Below are 22,281 nucleotides of genomic sequence, written 5' to 3' on the forward strand. Positions count from 1 at the left end.
ATGCCAAACAAATCATCTCTCGCACATCTCGGAAACCTCTACGCTTCAGCCGTGTCCTTCCTGAACCTCGGCCAACCCTTGCTGCTTCTGGCGGTCCGTCTTTATTGGGGATGGCAACTCATGCAATCGGGCTGGGGGAAATTGCATCACATCGCGCAGGTCACCGATTTCTTTACCTCGCTCGGCCTGCCGCAGCCTCACCTGACGGCCATTCTCGTCTCGCTCCTTGAACTCGTCGGAGGCGCTCTTTTCACCCTCGGTCTTGGCAGTAGAATCATAAGCCTGATGCTCTTTATCAACATGTGCGTCGCTTATTGGACGGCAGATAGGGAAGCGCTTGGCGCAATCTTCAGCGACCCAGGAAAGTTCTATAACGCCGACCCATATACCTTCTGGTTTTCGTCTCTCATGGTTCTTGTTTTTGGACCAGGAGTGTGGGCTATCGATACCCTGATTCGACGATTTTCCCGTCGCGAAACTCTTGATTCGACCATCTACTGAACGCTTGTACGCAATCAACCCATCTCTTCGGGATATCATTTGTAAATCCGCAATCCATTCAATTGAATATCCCGAAGCGGATGAGGGCATCTTTGCGAATCGCGTACGTATTGACCACGCTCGGAATCGGCGGCGCGGAAAAACAAGTAATCTCTCTCGCTGAACGAATGGCCGCAAAAGGCCACATCGTCACGCTGATCCTTCTCAAACATTCCTCTGCTGAAGAGTGGCCGGTAAAGCTCCCGGTTATGCGTCTGAACATGCAGAAGACTCCACGCAGTATTTTGAATGGTCTGCGCTTCGCCGCGCAATTCCTCGCTATATTCCGTCCTGACGTCCTTCATAGCCATACATTTCCTGCGAACATATTTTCCCGGTTACTGCGATGGCGAGGTGTAACAGCGGCTACTGTGAATACCATCCACAATATTTACGAGGGTGGCTGGCATCGAATGCTGCTGTATCGAATGACCGACCGCTTTGCCGATGTCGTGACCGCTGTGAGTCTCGCGGCAAAGGCAAGGTTCATTCGCACACATGCAGTCGCGGCAAAAAAGATGTTCCTCGTCACCAATGGCATCGATACAGCAGCGTTCGTTCCTGAGCGTTCCAGTCGCGACAACATGCGTAAGCAAAGGCATGTTGTCGATGCATTTGTATGGCTGGCCATCGGCCGTCTTGTGCCCGCAAAGGATTATCCGAACCTGCTCCGCGCCTTCACAATCGTTCGTCTACAGCATTCAAACGCGGTCCTATGGATAGCTGGCGAAGGAGATCAAGCAGGCATTGAGTCGGGCCCAGAGACAATGCATGAAGTCCATTTCCTCGGGCTGCGACGCGACATTCCAACTCTGCTGGATGCTGCCGATGGCTTCGTCCTATCGTCTGCATGGGAAGGGATGCCGTTAGTCATGGGCGAAGCTATGGCCATGCAAAAACCAATTGTTGCAACTGACGTGGGCGGTGTCCGCGAGTTGCTGGGCGAGACCGGAGAGGTAGTTGCAGCAAAGAACAGTCAGGCACTGGCAGGCGCAATGTTAAACACAATGGCCCAATCAAATCGAGAGCGTCGCGAGATGGGAACCCGCGCCAGAGAGCGCGTTTCGTCGCTTTTCTCAATGGATGCGAAAGCAGAGGAATGGCAATCTCTATACGAACGCGTCATAGCTCAGGAGAAGGAATGAGCAAGTTGCAAAAGCATCTCCAGAACTTGATCGTAGATAAGAAGAACATCCGTCACTCCTTAGCGGTCGCCGCCATTCTACGTGTGATCCTGATGCTCATTACGTATCTGCGCACCGGAACAGCCGTCATGACCCAGGGCGATACGGCCAGCTATCTTGAGCCGGGCCGCAATCTTATCCTGCATGGTATGTATACCAGCGGAGGTCTGCCTGAAATCGATCGCACGCCAGGCTATCCGCTGTTTGTAAATCTCACGGGGATGTTGTTCAACAACGCTCTCACCGTAGTTGTCTGTCAGATTGCGTTGTCTTTAATCTCACTCATTCTTATAAGTCGAATCACGACTCGAACTTTTCGCAATCAACGCGCAGGCATGATTGCAGCATGGCTTTATGCCATTGAACCAGTGTCTCTCATGTATACAACACGGCTCATGCCGGAGACGCTTTTTACCGCGCTATTATTACTCGTAATCGACCGGCTGCTCGCCTATCGCTCATCTGGAAAGATACGCGCAATCGCAATGGCCGGGCTCGCACTTGCAGCGGCAACTTATGTACGCCCGGTCAGTTACTATCTCGTATTTGCATTGGCAATCGGACTGGCAATCATAACTGCGGCAGGGAAGCCCAACTGGTGGAAGTCTCCTGCTGTTCTGCTTCTGACCTGTCTCCCATTGCTTGTCTTGTGGCAGGTTCGTAACGGGATTGAAACGGGCTATCACGGCTTCTCCAGCATCGTCGAAAAGAACCTCTACTTCTATCAGTCAGCAGAGATCACTGCCGAGCTAAACCACATCTCGCTGCTTGAACAGCAGAGCAGGCTGGCCTATTCCGATGAGTCAAGATTCCTTGCGATTCATCCTGAACTACGTAACAGCAGCCAAGCCCAGCGGCTATCGATGATGCATCACGACGCGGCGACGATCCTTACCGCGAACCGCTTACTCTATCTCAAGTCGCACATGGCAGGCGTGGGCGTTGTAGCCTTTACTCCCTGCGCGGCAGAGTTGTTGGAACTGCTCGGTGCATACCCCAGCGACCATGCAATGCCTCGCCGCGTCCTGAACGAAGGCATCCTGCATTCCCTCATTGTTGTAATTGCCTTACATCCAGCTGTGGCAGCTACGATGTGCGTTCTTGAAGGAATACTGTTGCTGCTCTACGTCTTGTCTGTGATTGGAATAGGGAAGGGTTCTGCGGATCGATATTGTCTTGCAGTTCTCATTGGAGTCGCAATGTATTTTCTCCTGATCTCAGGAGGTGCTCAGGCGGTCGGACGTTATCGTTTGCCCATCATGCCTGTGATCTGTGTACTGGCGGCGGGAGGAATTACGACATTGCAAAGCAAAAAACGTGGGGTCTCAACCACTGACCCCACGCCTGTTTTTTAGAAGCTGAAAACTGCCTGTAGAAAGACTCGGCGCGCCGCGGAACCTTGCGAGAATATACCCTGCGCAAGACTTTGTGACTTGCCAAAAATATCGGTTGTATTGTCTTTGGCCAATACTCCCGGTGCGATGGCCGTGCCGTTCGGTGTGCCGTAGTCGATGTTGTTAAACAAGTTCAATGCCTGAACACTGAAGTTCAAGTTGTACCTGCGATTCGACGCCGTGCTCCCAAACATTCCGCCCGGACCACCACGCCCACCACCACCGAATCCGCCGGGGCCAAAGCCACCGCCTGGTCCGCCGCGTCCGCCACCGCCGCCTCCATTACCGCGGCCTCCTTGGGGTCCACCGCCCTGCCCACCCTGATTCGCATTCGGATCGGCTTTTACGAGCTTTGGCCCTATGCCAAACGAGCGGCTGACACGCAGGTTTACTGCCACTGCTGCCGGACCGTTTCCAGCATTCATTGCAATCAGCTTTTCGCCTGCCACTGGAGTTGTGTCGAGGCATCCATACGATGTTTGTTTGTATTGCATGGAGTCAGGTGTGCAATTGGAAGATGCAACCAGTCCCGGCCGGTCATTACGGAAGGTATCGCCATTCAGGTCGTTGGCAACAACGATGTTGAATGGCTTACCCGACTGCGCAACCAGAAAAGGATTGAAGCGAATGCCCCACGGGCCAGAATAACTCCCGACTAGAAACAGGCTGTTCCGCGAAACGAAACCGGCCCGACCGTAGTCCTGGCTGAGGTTAAGTGAGTTGGATGCAGTCGATCCCGCTGCTCCATTCGAATTTGCGAAACTAAGTGTATAGAAACCAAACACATTGAAGTTAGGAGAGAAACGGGCATTCGTATTCAGGATGAGCTGATCCTGCTTGAATACGCCTTCCGGGAAAAACTGGTACACGTTTCCAAGCGCGGCGTTGTAGTCGGGAAAGTACGGCGCGTTCGCATTGATCTCCACGAGTTGATGCACGCCGGTCGAGTGAAGATACGTCAGAGTCGCAGTCTGCGCCTTTGAAACCTGACGCTCAAGGCTTGCTCCAAATTGCTGCGTATATGGCGAGCGATAATTCGGTGCAACTTCATACTTGCTTCGAGCTGCTACGGTTCCGGTACCGCATGTCGTGGGGTTGAACGTAGTCTGGCTTGCCTGGAAGCAGTTCGCAAGATAGGTAGGATCGCTGCCGTCTGTAGGCGGAGCCAAGGTGAATTGCTCCTGGATACTGGCTCGATTGATCGTCAGGAAATCAGGCACCAGCATCCGGTCGTAGAAGATACCGTATCCAGCGCGCAAAACTGTTTTTGCCTGCTTCCCATGTCTGCCGTCCAACGCCCACGCCATTGAGACGCGAGGCGCCCAGTCGCTGTGATCGGAGACATGATTCTGCGACTCCCACCGCAGACCGCCGGAGAGTGTAAGGTTCCGGTTGAACTTCCAGTCATCCTGTACGAAGAGCGCCGCGTCAAACAAATTTGCAACCGCTCCCTGCACACCAGTCGCATAGGTCAACTGCGAAGGATTTGCCGTTGTAGGATGTGCGATCGCGTTTTGATAATCGGCTAGAGTGTCAAACGTAAAGTTCCCATTGAAGCCGGAGTTTGCTGAATTTGCATCACGAGAGTCGCGAAGACGTGTTCCAAACTTGATGGCATGTTTCCCAAGCGACATCGTCGTCAAGTTCTGAAACTCCAGGTTGTCCGTGTGATCGTGGCTTGACTGCCCTGAAGCGCCACCTGTCGAAAACGAATTGTTTACATTGATCGTCGGAGTACTGCTGACTGGAGTGGTGGAAGAGATCGAATGCTCATACTGGAACCGCGTCTCATTCACAATATGATCATTGATAATTTGCGTATCGCTGATCTGAATGTTGTTATCGGTGGATGTTTCCGAAGTTGCGCCATCCGGAGTCTGCGTCGCGCCAAGCTCACCGGACTCGCTGTTTCTAAAGAGCTGATATCGCATCGTCAGAGTATTTTTCTGACCCAACTGGAGATCGATGCGCGGAGAAACATTGGTGCGCGAGCGTGGGTTTGAAATACTTCCAGATCCGATAGGCGTGTCATACACGGTTAGATTGTTGATCGCCCTATGCTCGGCGGACACGAAAAAAGAGGCTTTCTTCGAAAGCGATCCGTTCAGCGTTCCGTTGTACTGGTAGCTGTCATACGGCTCTGTGGTCTTGGTGAACGGATTCCCGGTATTGAAAGAACTATCATTTCCCTGGATCAGGAATTGACCATGCAATTTATCTGTACCGGGTTTGGTCAGAATTTCGATTCGGCCAAAGCCCAGACGATCATACTCCGCAGAGTAAGGATTCTGGTTTACTCGAATCTCGCGAATGGAAGACTTCGGTGGCAACTGTCCATTGCTGAAGCCGTCAATATAGATCTGTCCGCCATTCGGACCAGCCGATGGACCAGCCAATGCTGAAAGCTCATTCGAGAGCTCATCCGGATCATCCGATAACGCTTCCAGATCCTTGCCCTTGATCACCAGGCTGTTTGCATTGCTGTCTGCATCGACACTTACCGTCGGAGTCTCGTCCGTAACAACCACATTCTGTTGCTCAGTCTGGATAGCCATCGAGATATCGATGCGCTTGACCTGGCCCGCCGTCAAAGTAATCGCCTGCGAAGAGAAGGGCGCGAAACCATCGGTGACAGCCATGATGGAATAAGCACCCGGAGCCAGCGTGTGGATCTCATATTTTCCCGCTGCGTCGGCCGTCGCTTTGGCGACAATCTTGCCCCCTGCGTCATTCACCGTCACGGTGGTTCCGGGAATCAGAGCACCGGACGGATCTGTGACCGTTCCATGTACAGAGGCCTGCGAAGTCGCGTTTCCAGCAATCGTAGCCGGCGCTTGAGGTGTTGTTTGAGCTATCCCATAGTGCGCCAGCAAAAGTAGGCCGCCTAGAATAGCTATCGAGTATGTTCGTTTTGAGTACACGTATCCCCCATCACAAAGTAAAGCATTCAAATCAATGTCAGTTATTGAGCTGATTCAGCTCCACCGGAACTCATGCTCCAGTTGGAGAGCAGCATGTTTTGTGTTGAAGCAGGAGCTTCTAGCAATGGCTCAACACCAGCCAGCAGCGTAATCGCTGTTACGTCGCCTGTTCCTTCCGTCGAAACCAGCATCACTGCATCTCCCTTTTGCAAGTCTGCGAGATGAATTGCAGGTGCCCGATTCAACATTTGTTGCATATCTCCGCCACCTGCGCGAGCTGAACGGCCATTTTCTCCAGATGCCTGTGTCGCGCCTGGTTGAGCACCCTGGGGAGATTGCTGAGTTCCTTGTCCACCACCTGCCGGGCTGCCAGCAGCGCCAGCTTTTCCCGCTGTCGAAGCGCCCTCGCCAGGCTTCGTAATATTTGCCAGCCGTTTCGCCATCATCTCCGGCAGTTTGCGCATCTGTGCATCTGGACCGACATGCACGGTAACAGTCTGCTTGGTGGCCAGATCTTTCAGCGAAAGCGTCATCGCCCCTTGATTCACAGCAATGATGGTGCCTGAGATGTTGCGGAAGCTGCCGGAAACAATCTCTTCTGCGGCTACATCTGTCCCATCGGCATTCTTGGTGCCGCGAGCGCGAAGCTGATCCCCAACATGAATGACCTCAATCGGAGCTGTTTTGGCCTTATCGAAACTCACGGAATCCGGAGCGTACCGGCGCAGAATCGTTGCAGGAGAGATATGCAGCGTAGTTGTTTTCTGCGTTGCCCCTGCCCCGGAGGTGATCACCACAATCCCCGTACCGGGATCGACGCTCTTCACCAGGCCACCGACTCCGCGACGCTGCCAATCTGCCTGCTCCTGCTGCTGCTTCTGAGCTAGATCTGCCTGGGGTATAGCGATGATAGAAATCGCAGTAACCGGATCGGTAGTCGGCTCCGGAGCAATCTTGACCAGTACGCGGTCGCCCGTTGCCAGATCACTGAACTGGATAACCGCGGCCTTGCTTAAGTCCTTTTCGCCCGGCGCGATCCGTTGAATTTTAATTCCGTCGGGGACAGTTACTTTGCGCTCGGTGCCCGCATCCGTTTTTATGGAAAGAACTCCCGCCGAGGCAGCAGTAACAGTGCCCACGAAGCGGGTCGGATTCGTGACTGGTGCTCCCGTAGCAGGAGTTGATGGCGCCTGCCCTATCAGGTAAGGTGTACCGCAGGATACCGCGAGCATAATGCCCAATAGTGATCGATGGATTGGATAAGTTCTCAAACTCGGCATCTTTGCTCTCCTGGCTACGGGCATACTTACGTGGCGGGTAGCGATTGACTCATCGCAAATTACCGGATTTTCATCCCATCATGTAGACGAGATGCTTAGAAAGAAAGTTTACCCGGATTAGGATTGTGGTAAGCATTTTGCAGTCCGCAGGAAAACAAAGCTGCCCGATGGACTAATCGAAATGTTCGTCAATCTCTGGTTATGGACGACTATCGAGTCCTGATACCACAAATTGAATGCAGGCAGCTCACGAGCCAGTAATTGTTGGGCCTGAACATAATCGGTTCGCCGCTGGGATTGGTCAGTAGACCGGCTGGCATCGTCCAAGAATGCATCCAGCTCTCGATTGCGATATCTCCCCCGGTTCGCGCCCCTGGGTGGAATGCGCGCCGAACTAAATGCATATCCAAAAATATCCGGCTGCTCATTGCCGCCAACCCACCGCAGCGAATACATCTGAAATGACCCGCGAGTCAGATCCTGCACAAAGGTAGCCGGTTCATAACTTCGTATATCCAGCGCAATCCCAACCTTGGCCAGTTCCTGCTGAAAGGTCGCAGCCAATAGCCTCGTACCATCATCCGTACTGGTTTTCATTGTTAGATGTAATCGCACTCCATTCGCCCCGGCCCGATGTCCAGCCTCATCGAGAAGTTGCTCCGATCGAGCTGGATTGTATGTATAAGTCGCTACATCTCCAGCCCAGGCCCAATGGTGTGCAGGCAGCAAGCTCGAAGTAAGTCGAGCCCGCCCACCCAGTAACGTCTTGAGGATACGTTCACGGTCAATTGCGCAGGCAATTGCCTGACGTACCCGTGCATCACGAAGGATAGGATCGACCGTATTGAAGGCAAGATACTGCACCATCGTCCCGCCGACACTTTCTACCTTTAGAGATTTTTGTGCAGCCAGCACTGGCAACACATCTGCGGGCAGGGCATTGCTTGTCACATCCGCCGATCCTTTTTCAAGCTCCAGCGCGCGCGTAATGGCATCGGGTACAACTGCAAATCGAACTCGCTGAACACTGTCTGATCCTGCGGTGCCCAGGTCAGCCAGGTTCTCCCAGCTTTGAGAATCGCGCTCCAGCACAACTTCCTTGTCCGTCTCCTGGCTTACAAAGCGAAAGACCCCGGTGCCCACCGGGTGCTTCCAGAAATCACGACCGCTCCCCTCCGGAACAATACCCATAGCTCCAGTAGAAAGATTTCCCAGCAGAAAATTATCCGGCACCTTCAAATGCAATACGACAGTCGACGCATCCGGAGCGGCAATGCTCGCAACGGATACATAACTCGCAGCTTTGGGAGTTATGAGTGTGCCGTCATGCATGGAGTTCAGCGTCCACAGCACATCCCGCGAAGTAAGCAGCCGCCCATCCTGAAAGTGAATACCAGGCCGCAAGTGAAACACGAGCGTCAACGGATCTGGCTGCTCCCAACTCTGGGCCAATCCTGGAGCAAATCGATAGCTCGCATCACGAACCACCAGCCCATCAAACATCAACTCATCGATATGTTCTGACTGCGCATCCACACCGATCCGCGGGTCAAGATTAGTAGGGCTGCTCTCAATCAAAAAGACAACCGTAGCATCCGTTCTCTTCGCATTCCTATGGCAGCCGATGCATGTCATGCCGCCCAGCAGCGCAAGCAGAATCAAGGCTCTATACATAGGTGACCTGCCCTAAAACAGCAGGTCGATTCGCCCCCGTGGCCGACGGAATATTTCCTGGACGATGCATCCATGTTTGCCATGCCAGCAATGCAAATGCTGCCGCTTCCTTGGCTTCGGCAGGCATGCCAAAATCATCAATCGAAGATACGTGACAGCGATAAGGATTCAGTGCGTCAGCCAACTGCCGCATCAAAGTCATATTGCGCGCTCCGCCGCCGGCGACAATATAATCCACCGCGGCGGAGCCCATCCGCTCCGCAACAAAATCTCGATACGCACGTGCAATAGAAGCGACCGTAAACGCAGAAGCCGTAGCAATCGCGTCCTGCTTTCTCTTGCTGATCTTTCGGCAGTCCGACAAAAACGCGGCTGCAAACTCGCGTCCAAACTGCTCCCGACCGGCAGCCTTGGGAGGCAGTTTGCGCAGGAAGGGATTGCGTAATGCCCGCTCCAGCACTGGCGTAAGTACGCGTCCGGTAGCAGCAACTGCTCCCCCCAGATCCATACGCTTTCCATAGAGCTCAAACATTAGCGTATCGATCACCATATTGCCCGGTCCCGTATCGAAAGCCTGTACCTGTTCAACCGTTGCTCCAGCAGGAATCGAAGTCAGGTTTCCAATGCCGCCGATATTCTGCAGCACCCGTCCTCGCTTCGCATGACGAAACAATACGAAGTCCAACAGCGGCACCAGCGGAGCGCCAAGCCCACCAGCTACCATATCCGCTGGACGAAAATTCGATACCACTGGCACGCCTAACTCACCCGCAAGAATCGCAGGTTCACCCGCCTGCCATGTACATGCGAATGTGCTTCCCGCATAACGAATCGGCATCGCCTGATGATAGAGCGTTTGCCCGTGGCAGCCCACCAGGTCAAGTTTCATTGGATTGCTTTCCAGCGTCGTCCTGACCGCCTCCGCATACGCCAGCCCCAATCGCCAGTTAAGCCTTGCTAACTCGGCTGTCGAAGTTACCTGCGCATTCATCGCTCCCAGCACCGCCTTGCGCAGCGCGGCTGAAAATGGAAAGCCTTCATGCGCGAGGAACCGCAACGATGGAGCCCCATCCGCGCCCTCTCGAATGCGAACCAGAGCTACATCGATTCCATCCGCGGAAGTCCCGCTCATGATTCCAGCAACAGTCAACGTCTGTTTCGTCCGTTTAGTTATCATGCAGGCTGCGCCGCCTTCACTGTTTCTCCAAAACGCAAAACCTTCTCTCGAAGCGCATTCAACTGCGTCGCGTTCAGCGCTCGTGTAGTCGGCCTGCTGAAACGAGCAGACCGCAATCGTGCCGCAGCTCGCGCTCTCTCAAAGAGCAGTTTGCGAAAAGCAATCGACCGCTCAGCCTCATGAATCAGCGATTCATAGCATCGCAAAATCAGCTCGGGGCTATGGCAAATCTCCATCATGTGAAGCCCGGCTCGCACCGCGGCAATCGCTGCTTCTTCCATGGGCAGATACTTCAAAATCCCGCCCATCTCCATATCATCGGAGAAGGTCAAGCCTCGATAACCAATCCTCTTTTGCAGTACGGTCGTGATCCAGAAAGGCGAAGCAGTAGCAGGCCGATCTCCACCGCGCGTATCAGGATAAGCTGCATGATTTACCATCACCATCGATAACTCCGGCGCCAGTTCACGATAGGGAACTAGGTCCTCGTTCCATAACTCGCTCCAGCTTCGACTTATCGACGGAGTTTCCAGGTGCGAGTCGAGTGTGCCGCCACCAAGCCCCGGAAAATGCTTCGCGCAACCCACTACCCCATGAGCGGACAACCCCTGTAAAAAGGCTCGCACGTATCGGATAACTCCATCCGGAGTAGCATCCGCTGAGCGCGTCCCCATCACGTTCGCTGACACGGGCAAAGCAAGATCCAGCACCGGAGCCAGCGTCGTATTAAACCCAAATGCTGACGCCTCTTTCGCAATCAATTCGCCATGCTGCTTCATCCATGCAAGCCGTCCAGTCCGCGCCACAGCCTGCGCCGAGGGCATAGGCGCCACAGCATCCCGCAGCCGATCAACCGTTCCACCTTCAATATCCACGCAGCGTAAAGACGCGCTTCCACAAAAGCTCGCAGCCTCAGCCAGCAAGCTTCGTGTCTGCCCCGCATCCACGATGTTGCGGCGAAACAGAATGATCCCCGAAGGCCGCACCAGCTTCAGCCATGCCTGCTCCAGGGCAGTAACTTCGGTTCCCGAAAGACCTACTACAAGTAGGCTTCCGGCAGCGTGTCGAATATGTTTGTCACTTATACCCATAGCTAACTTCGGAACCCCGCAGTCTCGCCTAACTCCTGCTTCAACTCTTCAAGCAGATTCAACGCCTGCAGTGGCGTCAGCGAGTTAACATCCGTCTCCGCAATCCGGTCCACAATACGCTGCGACAGTGGAGTAAACATCGTCATCTGCATCGGCTCTTCTGTCTCGACCTGTACGCTGCGCCGCTCCTGCTTTTCATGCTGCTTCAGAATATGCCGCGCTCGTTCAAGTACCACCTTTGGCAGCCCAGCCAGCTTGGCCACTTCAATGCCATAACTCTTTGAGGCTGCACCCTGCTCAATCGAATGCAGAAACACAATCCCAGAGGATGTTTCCTTCACTGCTACCCGCAGATTCAGCGCACGCGGCAGCTTTTCCGTCAGCATGGTCAGCTCGTGATAGTGCGTCGCAAACAGCGTCCGCGCGCCTATCTCCGCATGTAAAAACTCCACCGTAGCCCAGGCCAGCGACAGCCCATCAAACGTAGCCGTGCCTCGACCCATCTCATCGAGCAACACCAGCGATCGCGCAGTCGCTGTATTCAGGATCGTTGCCGTTTCCGTCATCTCCACCATGAATGTCGATCGTCCGCGTGCTACGTTATCGCTCGCACCAATACGCGTGTAGATGCGATCTACCAGCCCATAGCGCAAACTCTCTGCCGGAACATAACATCCCATCTGCGCCATCAGTACTAACATTGCCGCCTGTCGAAGATAAGTGCTCTTACCGCCCATGTTAGGCCCGGTTATCAACAGAAGACTCGGCCCGGCACCATCCAGATACAAGCTGTTCGGAATAAACCGCCCACTGCCGCTCTCGCCCATCCAATGCTCAATCACCGGATGCCGTCCAGCCACAGCCTCCAGCACAGGCTCTTCTACCAGTACCGGACGCACGTATCCTCGCACTGAAGCCAGGTGTGCAAACCCGGCCAGCAGATCGATCTCCGCAACCACGGCTGAGGCCCGCCGAATGCGGCTGGCAGCCTCCAGCACACTCTTGCGCAGCGCGGCAAACAACTGCTTCTCTATCTCAATTGCGCGGTCGTGCGCCGTAAGCACACGCACCTCGTAGTCCTTCAACTCAGGAGTAGTAAATCGCTCCGCATTGACCAGCGTCTGCTTGCGCTCATAGTCCGCCGGAGCCATCGCCAGATTCGACTTACTGATCTCGATGTAATAACCAAACACCGAGTTATACCGAACTTTCAGCGAACCTATCCCAGTGCGAGCTCGTTCGCGCTCTTCAATCGTCGCAATCGATTGCCGTCCCGATCGGCTGATCTCTCGTAACTCATCCAATTCTTTCGATACACCCTCACCAATCGCACCGCCATCCACCAGCGTAAGCGGAGGCTCAGCCGTAAGCGTCGATTGCACCAGCGAAGCAATATCCGTTAGCGTATCCAGGCGTCCAACCAACTCGCGCCAAAGCGGAGCGGTCATCGCACTCGCCGCGTGCAACACTCCCGGCAACCGTACAAGACTTGTAGCCAGTGCAGCTACGTCGCGAGGTCCGGCGCTGTCCAGGGAAAGCCGCGCCAGCAACCGCTCAAGATCCAGAATCCCGCTCAACGCCTTACGCAAATCCTCGCGCCGCAGCAAGTCGCCATGCGCCTCAGCCACCGCTGTATATCGAGCATTGATAACATCCGCGTCATACAAAGGCCGCAATATCGCAGCCCGCAAAAATCGCTTGCCCATCGGAGTCTGACTGCAATCCAGCGTATGAAACAGGGTCGTGCGGTTATCCTGTCCGGACACCAGCGGTTCTACCAGTTCCAGATTTCGCACCGTCACCTGATCCAGTTGCAGCCCGTCTGCAAACTCCACAAACCGCAGCGAATCCAGATGCAGTGCATCCAGCTTTTGCGTCTGCTGCACATAATGCAGCACCACCCCAGCCGCAATCGCAGCCGCCGGATGGCCGGCCAGCCCAAACCCCTCCAGCGATTGAACTCCCAACTGCCGCTCTACCAGCGGCACCGCATAATCTCTCGTCCAGACCCAATCCTCGACATGCGTCCGAGTAACAACCCGATTCAACTCAGCCGCAAACCCTTCTGAAGCAGATGAAGCCAGCAGAAGTTCGCTGGGCTGCGCCTTCAGCAGCTCATCCAGCGCCAACTGGTGGGCATTGGCGCCACTAAACTCCGCAGACCGAAACTCGCCTGTTGAAAGATCCAACAAAGCCAGCGCCGCTGTCTGTCCGTCCTGATGAAAAGCCGCGAGAAAGTTATTCTGTTCCTGCCCCAGCGACGAATCCAGCGCCGTTCCAGGCGTCAGGACCCGCGTGACCTCACGCCTGACGATTTTTTTCGTCAGCTTGGGGTCTTCCATCTGTTCGCAGATGGCGATTCGATAGCCTTTCCGCAGCAATCGCTGCAGATACCCCTCCGCAGCATGGTAGGGAACCCCGCACATCGGCTGAGTCCGCTCCCGGTCGCGTGCCGTCAGCGTAATCTGCAACTCCCGGCTGGCCGTGATCGCATCGTCATAGAACAACTCGTAAAAGTCGCCCATGCGAAAGAAAATAAGGGTGTCTGGATATTGGCGCTTGGCCGCCATAAACTGCTGCATCACAGGCGTTAGCTGCTGGTCCGGACCTGGATTTGAACTCGTTCTGGCGCCAGGCTTCGCAGCAGGCATCAGGGCGTCTGCGTCGGTCTTGTTTATTTCTGGAGGATCGAACTGGGGATCGTTTGTCACGTTGATTCTCCAGCTTAACGTGAACGGCATTCTCTCCGATAGCTCACCCGGCCCCAGTCATTGCTTTCAGTCATCCGATGCATCAACCCCCTTCAGAAACGCCGAAATCCCGAATTACGCACCCAAAGCTCTGTGTGCCGCATCACCGTATACTGAAGAGTCAATCTATATCGTCGGAGTAGCATGTACCTCGTCTGGCTCAGAGTAGCGGCAATTCTGTACGCAGTGGCAAGCCTTACGGCGTTACCCGCCGTGCTCTACGCCTTTCCGCGCTGGCGCAAAATCTGCCTGCCCGCCGCATCCCTGGCCTTCCTGTTCCATCTCGTTTCAGCCACGGAAATGCTCGGCCTTGCTCATCGCTGGGTCCCGGTTGGCTACGGTGAAGTTGAATCCCTTCTAGCGCTGCTCATAGCGGCCTTGTTTCTAGCCATCAGCCGCATTTACGGCACTGTCTCCTTCGGAGTTTTCGCGCTCCCGGCGTCCTTCCTGCTCGTTTTTGTACCCTCTCTGGGAACAAACCGCTATGCTTTCCCATCCGCTGGAGTTCGCATCGGCTGGCTGGTCGTCCACATCGCCTTTCTGCTCGCGGCTTATGCTTCGCTGGCCTTCAGCATGGTCGCCAGCTTTCTCTATCTGGCCCAGGAGCGCCGTCTCAAGAGCCGCTACGTCCTCGCAGCCTCGGGAGCGCAAAACTCTTGGTTTGACCGGCTGCCGCCCCTCGATACCCTGGAGCGCATTGCCCATTCGACCCTGCTTTTCGGCTTTCCCTGCATGACGCTTGGCCTGCTTGTCGGCTCATTGCTTGCCCAGGAAAGCGTCGGCGCAGCCTATTTCTTCGATCCCAAGGTGCTGCTTTCCTTCGCCATGTGGATCCTCTATATCGTCCTTCTCCATATCCGCCGCAGCGCCGGTCTGCGTGGCCGCCGCGCTGCCTACCTTTCCAGCGGAGTCTTCGTCGTCATGCTGGTCGTCTGGGCCGCCAATCAGTTCAGCCAGGTTCACAGGTTCCCCGCGCCATGAACTTAATTCTGCTGGGCATCAACCATAAAACGGCCCCCATCGAGCTGCGTGAGCAGGTCGCCATTCCCCGTGAGGCTCTGGCCGCGGCCGCGCAATCCCTGGCAGGCAGCGCAGGCATCTCTGAGGCTATGATTCTCTCCACCTGCAATCGCGTCGAGCTGCTTACCGCCGCCGATTCCCCAGATGCAGACATCAGCCTCTTCCTGCAACGGCATTTTTCCATCGACCTCGCTCTTTTGCGGCCTCATATTTACGAATACCGGGATCTTGAAGCGATCCGGCATCTCTTCCGAGTCGCCTCCAGTCTGGATTCCATGGTTGTCGGCGAACCCCAGATTCTCGGCCAGGTCAAAGAGGCTTACACCGTGGCCCGCGAAGCAGGCACGGTTTCTTCGCAGCTTGAACCACTGCTGCAATCCGCCTTCGCCGCCGCTAAAAAAGTCCGCTCCGAAACGGAAATAGGCACCAGCACCGTCTCCATCGCATCCGTAGCCGTCGATCTAGCGCAAAAGATCTTCGGCTCCCTCGCCGGCAAAAAAGTCTTTCTTGTAGGCGCAGGCAAAATGAGCGAACTCGCTGCCCGCCACCTCGTTCGCCAGGGAGCAAGCACCATCCTGCTCACCAACCGCACCCTCGAACGCGCCGTCCGCATCGCCGATACTTTCAACGGAGCAGTCGTGCCCCAGGTCGTTCCCTGGGAGAACCTGTACGAAGCCACCAGCCAAGCCGACATCATCATCACCTCCACCGGCGCGCAACACCCCATCTTTCGCCGCGAACACGGCCAGGCATTTCTCCACAAACGCAAGAACCGGCCCATGGTCTTCATCGACATCGCTGTTCCTCGCGACGTAGACCCGGCCCTGAATCGCCTCGAAGGACTCTTCCTCTACGACATCGACGACCTGCAATCCATGGCTGCGGCCCATCTTGAGGCTCGTACCCGCGAAGCCGCCGATGCCGAGACTATGATCGCTGCCGAGGTCGAGCGCTATCACCTTAAGCTCCGCACTGTAAACGTAGCTCCGGTCATTGTTGCCTTACAGCAGCGCGCTGAAGAATTCCGCCAGGCCGAACTGCGCCGTATCCAGGCCCGCCTCGGCACTTTAAGCGCAGAGCAGTCCGCAGCCGTCGAGTCGCTCAGCCGGTCGCTCGTCAATAAATTTCTCCATCCGCCCATGCAGGCGCTCAAACAGGCCGCACGCGATGGTGATATGGCCCGCGTCGAAGCTATCCGCGAAACCTACTCGCTCGCTGCGCCAACCGCATCGGACGTATCGCCTGCATCCGACGCGCAAATCCCACTGGCTGTAGCCCCTGAAATGGCTGAAAAACTCGCAGCCGAATTGGAGAAAATCCGCTCGTGATTCGCATCGGTTCCCGTGGTTCGCAACTCGCTCTCTGGCAAGCCAATCACATCGCCGATCTTCTGCGCCAGCAGGGGCATGTTGTCGGAATCGAAGTTATCAAAACCACCGGCGATCGCATGCAGGAGGTCACATTTGCTCAGGTCGGATCGAAGGGCATGTTTACTCTCGAAATCGAAGAAGCTCTCGCCGAAGGACGCGTCGATCTCGCTGTGCACAGCCTCAAAGACCTGCCCACGGAACTCCCCGCGCAATTTACCCTGGCCGCGACCCCGCCCAGAGTAGACCCCCGCGATGTTTTGGTCTCAAAAGACTTCGCCACCTTCGCCGATCTGCCCGCCGGTTCGAAAGTCGGCACCAGCAGCCTGCGCCGCCGCTCGCAACTTCGCCATCTTCGTCCCGACCTCGAATTCATCGAGTTTCGCGGTAATGTCGACACACGCCTGCGCAAACTTGGTGAGGGTCAGGCTGCCGCTATCATTCTCGCCGCCGCCGGTTTGGATCGCCTCGAAAAGACCGAATGGATTCGCGAACGTCTCGAACCCGAAGTCGTCTGCCCCGCAGCAGGGCAGGGCGCTCTGGGTATCGAGACTCGTAAAGACGATGCCGTAACCATGCAAGCTATCGCCTTCCTCGACGACTCCGCCACCCGTTTCGCCGTCACCGCCGAACGCACCGCTTTGGCTGCTCTGGGCGGCGGCTGCCAGGTTCCTATCGGAGTTCACTGCCGACGCATTTCTGGTGAACTGGCAGAAAATCGCCCTGGTTTCTTTGAGATACTTGGCCTGGTTTCCGACCCCGAGGGCAACCGTATTTTGCGCGGCTATGCCACGGGAGATTCCGCCGAAGAACTAGGCCATGAGGTCGCTGGCGTACTCTTAAATCAAGGCGCAAGCCAACTGTTTCAAGGAATTGGGATACATTGACCGCATTGACCGATTCGCCGAACGCAAACGACCAACCTCTCGTCGGCCGCAGAATTCTCGTCACCCGCACTGTTCAGCAAGCGGGCAAACTGAGCGATGGCCTCCGAGCCCTTGGCGCGGAACCAGTGGAAGTCCCCGTTCTTGAAATTCGCCCGCCCGATTCCTTCGACCCTCTCGATCAGGCGCTCCGCAAAATCAGCTCCTTCAACTGGCTCATTCTCACCAGCGTAAATACGGTTCAGACATTCGCTGCTCGCTGCGCTCATCTTGGCATCGATTTTTCGGCCATAGAATTACTCAGCGTCGCCGCTGTCGGCAGCGCCACAGCCGAGGCCGCTCGCAAAGCTGGCTTCCGCGTCACGCTGGTGCCGGATACCTATGTATCTGAGAGCCTGGTTACCGCTTTGGGCAATTCGGTCGCGGGCAAACGCGTTCTCTTCGCCCGCGCCAAGATAGCTCGCAATGTCATCCCCGAAGCGCTCTCCAAGATTGGCGCGGACGTCGTTGTGGTCGATGCCTATCAGACGGTACTGCCGGAAGAGTCGCACGCGCTTCTCAGCCAGGCAATGGAAACCGGGCTCGATGCAGCCACCTTCACCAGCTCCTCCAGCGTGCGCAATCTCGCCGAAGTGGCCACAGCCGTGGGCATTGGATTTCCTCTTAAAGGCGTCCCAGCCATCTCCATCGGCCAGGTCACATCCGCTACCCTGCGAGAGCTGGGCTGGGAACCAGCCATAGAAGCCGAAGCCTCCGACATCCCCAGACTGATCGAAGCAGTAGTAAAAGCCCTGTCCCGCTAAATTCAGGAACCGAGCGCCCGTTTTTATCTCAAGAGAAATAGACTTCGGGTACTGATCTGCACTTGGTTTTCTGTCTGTCATTCCCGAAGGGAATCCGCTTTTCCAGCTGCCCTGTGCTCGCCACATCAGCTAGCCACATCTTTGTTCTTGTGGCTAGCACGGGATAACAAATCCCCCGTCTAAGAACTCCAGGTTTTATCCGGAGCATTGCACAAAGTCTCCAGCGGACAGGCCGCACACTTTGGCTTGCGGGCATCGCAAATCTGCCGCCCGTGATGAATCAGCTCGTGCGAAAACTGAATCCATCGGTCCTTGGGAATGATCTTCATCAGATCCTGTTCAATCGCCTGCGGAGTCTCGCTTCGCGTTAAGCCCAGCCGCCTCGACACGCGGAAGACATGCGTATCGACGACAATTCCCTCGGCCTTGCCATAAGCCACGCCCAGCACAACGTTCGCCGTCTTCCGCGCCGCGCCTGGAACCGTCAACAACTCTGCCATCGTCTGGGGAACCTTGCCTCCAAAGTTCTCGCCGATCACGCGCCCTGCACCCTGAATCGACTTGGCTTTGTTGTGATAAAACCCTGTCGTGCGAATCAGCTCTTCAATCGACTCGATCGGAGCAGCAGCCATAGCCTGTGGCGTGGGATACGTGGCAAACAGTTTGGGCGTCACCATATTCACGCGAACATCCGTACATTGCGCCGAAAGAATAGTCGCCACGAGCAACTGCCACGGCGAGCTATGCACCAGCGCACATTCCACATCCGGATAAGTCTCACGCAAAATATCGAGAATCGACTGAATGCGTTCAGGATCGAGATCGCGACGAGCAGCCGGCCGCTTGGGCAGGGAACTGCTCGCCCGTCTGGCAACAGGCTCCCGGTTCGCGGGCAAAGCCTTGGCCGCAGCTTTCTTTGCCGCTTTTTTGACAGCCTTCTTAACTGCCTTTTTGACAGCTTTCTTCAAAGCAGGCGCGGGCTTGTTCTTCGCTTTTGCTACCGTAGCTTTCGTCGCCATTTAGATGCTCCCCGAGAGCCAGCTTTCCAGTTTCTCTATCGACAGCCGAATCCCTACATTGAACGTGCCAAACAAGGCATACTTCGCGCTTACTTCATCAAAGCGCATCTCATAGATCAGCTTCTTGAAGACCACAGGGTCGTTCGCAAACAAATCTACACCCCACTCCCAGTCATCCAGACCAATCGATCCTGAAATAATCTGCCGAACTTCGTCTGCGTATCTGCGTCCGATCATGCCATGCTCATGCATCATCCGCTGTCGCTCGGCCATCGGCACCATGTACCAGTTCACATCTTCGCCGCGCTTGCGATCCATCGGATAAAAACAGACATATTTCGCTTCAGGAATCGCAGGGTACAGCCGACTCGCCATCGCTGTTGCCTGACGATCCAACGTGTCTTTGATGGAAGCTTTCCACTCAGGAGAGTGCGCCGCGACATCCATTGCAGCCAGACCGTTATATGTTTTTGCCGAGGACTCATACAGCCCCAGCTCCACAATCGACAGGTAGGAGTAGCTCAACTCCAGGTAGTCGTAAAACTCCATTTGAGCCAATTGCAGCTCCACAACGTTCAGCGCTTCCACTGAACTTCGCGTGTGAATCAGCATCAGGTCGCCCTTCTGCCCAAGCTGGGAAAACAAGGCAGATTGATACGTATGACCACCATCGGATATCTGTGCAAGATCGTTCAGCGCTTTTGTAGCAGCGGAGGTGATGCGGGTATGCTCAGCAGCGGAAAGAGCCCGCCAGGCCTTCCAGTTAAACCGGAAGATCTGGTGCAACATATAGGAACCTTCAATCGTAAGAGGAACTGCGGGAGAATCAGCCAAGGTAAGTCCCTTTCTCCAACTAGCTTAACGCTTCGCACCAGCACTGTGCTGACCCGTCTGCCGCTCACAATGGCCTCCACCGCAAATTGTGTCACGGTCAGCAGTTATACTTGGTAGCTGTGACCGAACACCTTCTTGCCAGCATTGTGCAGTTTGTTATTTGGACGATCTCATCCACCGGGTACGCAGGTGTCGGCCTGCTGATGGGAATTGAATCCGCCTGTATCCCACTGCCCTCCGAAATCATCATGCCCTTCGCGGGCTATCTCGTTTCCACAGGCCGTTTCGGTGCCGGGGACGCCTGGATGGGGCTCATCTGGGTAGCCACAGCCGGGGCAATCGGCTGCAATCTGGGCTCCTTCATCGCTTACTGGATAGGCGCCCTGGGCGGTCGTCCGCTCGTCGAGCGTTATGGCAAATTCGTTCTCATGAGCCATCACGATCTCGACCGCATGACGCACTTTTTCGTCAAGTACGGCTCCATCACTGTTCTGCTCGGCCGTCTACTGCCTGTCGTTCGCACCTTTATTGCGTTTCCTGCTGGCATTGCCCGGATGCCGCAACTGCGCTTTCACATCTACACTTTCATCGGCTCCTGGCCCTGGTGTTTCGCACTCGCTTATGTAGGCAAACAGCTCGGCGATCGTTGGAACACCGATCCGCGCTTTCACGAGTGGTTCCACCGCTTCCACCTGGTCGTAGAATTGGCGCTGGTCGCCGCGATCATTTGGTTTGTCTGGAGTCATCTTAAACGAGGACGACGTCTCAACGAGGCTTGAACCGAGCGGCTTGAACCGAATCCCTATGGGTCGTGCAAGCTATCGGCTCAATACATGCCAACCCGTGCAATCTAACCTGCAAGACAAATGCAATCCGAGATTCAAAAAGGAATCAAATAGAAGGGAAGGTCAGAAAGTACATGTCAACACAACAGGAAGGCGGCTACAAGACCGCTGAAATAGCGCCCGCAACAGGCAAGCTGGGAGTCATGGTCGTCGGCATGGGTGCCGTCGCCACCACGCTGATCGCCGGAGTCGAAGCTGTTCGCAAAGGCCTGGCCAAGCCGATTGGATCGCTGACCCAGATGGGCACCATCCGCCTCGGCAAGCGTACCGAGAACAATCACCCTCTCATCAAGGATTTTGCCCCGCTTGCCAGCCTCGACGACATCGTCTTCACTGGCTGGGACATATTCGACGAAAACGTCTATGAGGCTGCGTCACACGCCAAGGTTCTGGACAACGATCACCTCGCGCAGATCAAGCCGTTCCTTGAAGCTATCAAGCCCATGCCCGCCGTATTTGACCAGCACTACGTCAAGCGCCTCAACGGTACGCATGTGAAAAAGGGCAAGCACAAGTGTGACCTCGCCATGCAGATCATTGCAGACATCCAGGCCTTTAAAAAGACCGTGGATCGCGTAGTCATCCTCTGGGCTGGCTCGACTGAGATCTTCCTTGAACCAACGGCCGTTCACCAGTCCATTGCCGCCTTTGAAAAAGGCCTCGTGGACAACGACCCATCGATTGCTCCTTCACAGATCTACGCCTACGCCGCTCTGAAAGAAGGCGTGCCATTCGCTAACGGCGCACCGAATCTCACCGTGGATCTTCCTGTCATGGTCGAGCTCTCCCGTCTCAACTCCGCGCCGATCACCGGCAAGGACTTCAAGACCGGCCAGACCTTTATCAAGACCGTTCTCGCCCCGGCCTTCAAAGCCCGTATGCTCGGCGTTGCCGGATGGTACTCCACCAACATTCTCGGCAACCGCGACGGCGAAGTTTTGGACGATCCAGAGTCCTTCAAGACCAAGGAAGAGTCCAAACTCGGCGTACTGGACTTTATCCTCCAGCCCGAACTCTACCCTGATCTCTACAAGGATCTCTATCACAAAGTCCGCATTAACTATTATCCGCCGCGTGGTGATAATAAAGAGGGTTGGGATAATATCGACATCTTCGGATGGCTCGGCTACCCGATGCAGATCAAGGTGGATTTTCTCTGCCGCGACTCCATCCTCGCCGCCCCGATTGCGCTCGATCTGGTCCTTTTCCTCGACCTCGCCAAGCGCACCCCGCAGCTTGCCAACCTCGGAATCCAGGAGTGGCTAAGCTTCTATTGGAAGTCCCCACAAACCGCGCCAGGCCTCTATCCTGAGCACGATTTGTTCATCCAATTGATGAAGCTCAAGAACACTCTGCGGCATATCATGGGTCAGGATCTGATCACTCACCTCGGCCTCGAATACTACGACTAACGCACCTGCCGTGCGGCGGACTCCTCCCGCTGGTCGGTCAAAAAACAAGGGCCTCGTTACAAAGCAAAGGCCTCATCGCAAAAAGT

Annotated in this window: 17 protein-coding genes; 9 read left to right on the plus strand and 8 right to left on the minus strand. The window is 55.4% G+C overall.

The window, feature by feature from the left end; all coding sequences use genetic code 11:
• The 3 genes from OHL19_RS22560 (at position 1) to OHL19_RS22570 (ending at position 3,079) form a co-directional block, all read left to right on the plus strand.
• Positions 1–501: a DoxX family protein gene (locus OHL19_RS22560; RefSeq protein ID WP_263360105.1), complete on the plus strand. Its 501-nt coding sequence runs from the start codon at positions 1–3 to the stop codon at positions 499–501.
• Between the two features lie 92 nt (positions 502–593).
• On the plus strand, positions 594–1,685 hold the full coding sequence (locus OHL19_RS22565; protein ID WP_263360106.1) for a glycosyltransferase: 1,092 nt from the start codon (positions 594–596) through the stop codon (positions 1,683–1,685).
• Positions 1,682–3,079 (plus strand): glycosyltransferase family 39 protein, encoded by a 1,398-nt coding sequence (locus OHL19_RS22570; protein ID WP_263360107.1) that lies wholly within the window; start codon positions 1,682–1,684, stop codon positions 3,077–3,079. Before OHL19_RS22565 ends, OHL19_RS22570 begins: the two co-directional genes overlap by 4 nt.
• On the opposite strand, the gene OHL19_RS22575 is transcribed toward OHL19_RS22570, so the two are convergent.
• From OHL19_RS22575 to mutS, 6 genes are all read right to left on the minus strand, one after another.
• Positions 3,076–6,039: a TonB-dependent receptor gene (locus OHL19_RS22575; RefSeq protein WP_263360108.1), complete on the minus strand. Its 2,964-nt coding sequence runs from the start codon at positions 6,037–6,039 to the stop codon at positions 3,076–3,078. The two genes, OHL19_RS22570 and OHL19_RS22575, sit on opposite strands and share 4 nt — an antisense overlap.
• Positions 6,040–6,080: 41 nt before the next feature.
• Positions 6,081–7,319 carry a hypothetical protein gene (locus OHL19_RS23220; RefSeq protein ID WP_263360109.1) on the minus strand — a complete coding sequence of 413 codons (1,239 nt, stop codon included), beginning with the start codon at positions 7,317–7,319 and terminating at the stop codon, positions 6,081–6,083.
• 117 nt (positions 7,320–7,436) lie between these two features.
• Positions 7,437–8,993 (minus strand): ABC transporter substrate-binding protein, encoded by a 1,557-nt coding sequence (locus OHL19_RS22585; RefSeq protein ID WP_263360110.1) that lies wholly within the window; start codon positions 8,991–8,993, stop codon positions 7,437–7,439.
• Positions 8,986–10,125: an anhydro-N-acetylmuramic acid kinase gene (locus OHL19_RS22590; protein WP_263360111.1), complete on the minus strand. Its 1,140-nt coding sequence runs from the start codon at positions 10,123–10,125 to the stop codon at positions 8,986–8,988. Before OHL19_RS22590 ends, OHL19_RS22585 begins: the two co-directional genes overlap by 8 nt.
• A gap of 41 nt (positions 10,126–10,166) precedes the next feature.
• Positions 10,167–11,261 carry a beta-N-acetylhexosaminidase gene (nagZ, locus tag OHL19_RS22595; RefSeq protein WP_263360112.1) on the minus strand — a complete coding sequence of 365 codons (1,095 nt, stop codon included), beginning with the start codon at positions 11,259–11,261 and terminating at the stop codon, positions 10,167–10,169.
• Between the two features lie 2 nt (positions 11,262–11,263).
• Positions 11,264–13,912 carry a DNA mismatch repair protein MutS gene (gene mutS / locus OHL19_RS22600; protein WP_263360182.1) on the minus strand — a complete coding sequence of 883 codons (2,649 nt, stop codon included), beginning with the start codon at positions 13,910–13,912 and terminating at the stop codon, positions 11,264–11,266.
• Between the two features lie 243 nt (positions 13,913–14,155).
• On the opposite strand from mutS, the gene OHL19_RS22605 reads away from it, so the two are divergent.
• The 4 genes from OHL19_RS22605 to OHL19_RS22620 are packed head-to-tail and all read left to right on the plus strand — an operon-like array spanning position 14,156 to position 18,085.
• The gene (locus OHL19_RS22605) at positions 14,156–14,992 is read left to right on the plus strand and encodes a cytochrome C assembly family protein (protein WP_263360113.1); all 837 of its coding nucleotides are present in this window, start codon (positions 14,156–14,158) and stop codon (positions 14,990–14,992) included.
• Entirely contained in the window at positions 14,989–16,359 is a 1,371-nt protein-coding gene (gene hemA / locus OHL19_RS22610) for a glutamyl-tRNA reductase (protein WP_263360114.1), read from the plus strand. Before OHL19_RS22605 ends, hemA begins: the two co-directional genes overlap by 4 nt.
• A complete protein-coding gene (gene hemC / locus OHL19_RS22615) occupies positions 16,356–17,285 on the plus strand; it encodes a hydroxymethylbilane synthase (RefSeq protein WP_263360115.1) in 930 nt (309 codons plus the stop codon). The genes hemA and hemC overlap by 4 nt, the downstream gene beginning before the upstream one ends.
• Positions 17,282–18,085, plus strand: coding sequence for a uroporphyrinogen-III synthase (locus OHL19_RS22620; protein ID WP_263360116.1), 804 nt, complete (start codon positions 17,282–17,284; stop codon positions 18,083–18,085). The genes hemC and OHL19_RS22620 overlap by 4 nt, the downstream gene beginning before the upstream one ends.
• Before the next feature lie 179 nt (positions 18,086–18,264).
• On the opposite strand, the gene nth is transcribed toward OHL19_RS22620, so the two are convergent.
• Both nth and hemQ read right to left on the minus strand, forming a co-directional pair.
• The gene (nth, locus tag OHL19_RS22625; RefSeq protein WP_263360117.1) at positions 18,265–19,104 is read right to left on the minus strand and encodes an endonuclease III; all 840 of its coding nucleotides are present in this window, start codon (positions 19,102–19,104) and stop codon (positions 18,265–18,267) included.
• Positions 19,105–19,938, minus strand: coding sequence for a hydrogen peroxide-dependent heme synthase (hemQ, locus tag OHL19_RS22630; protein WP_263360118.1), 834 nt, complete (start codon positions 19,936–19,938; stop codon positions 19,105–19,107).
• A gap of 119 nt (positions 19,939–20,057) precedes the next feature.
• Between hemQ and OHL19_RS22635 the strand changes: the two genes are divergently transcribed.
• Complete coding sequence (locus OHL19_RS22635) at positions 20,058–20,717, plus strand: DedA family protein (protein WP_263360119.1); 660 nt, start codon at positions 20,058–20,060, stop codon at positions 20,715–20,717.
• Between the two features lie 140 nt (positions 20,718–20,857).
• Entirely contained in the window at positions 20,858–22,195 is a 1,338-nt protein-coding gene (locus OHL19_RS22640) for an inositol-3-phosphate synthase (RefSeq protein ID WP_263360120.1), read from the plus strand.
• Positions 22,196–22,281: the final 86 nt, after the last annotated feature.

It is taken from the genome of Acidicapsa ligni (assembly GCF_025685655.1).
In the GTDB taxonomy this organism is placed as follows: domain Bacteria; phylum Acidobacteriota; class Terriglobia; order Terriglobales; family Acidobacteriaceae; genus Acidicapsa; species Acidicapsa ligni.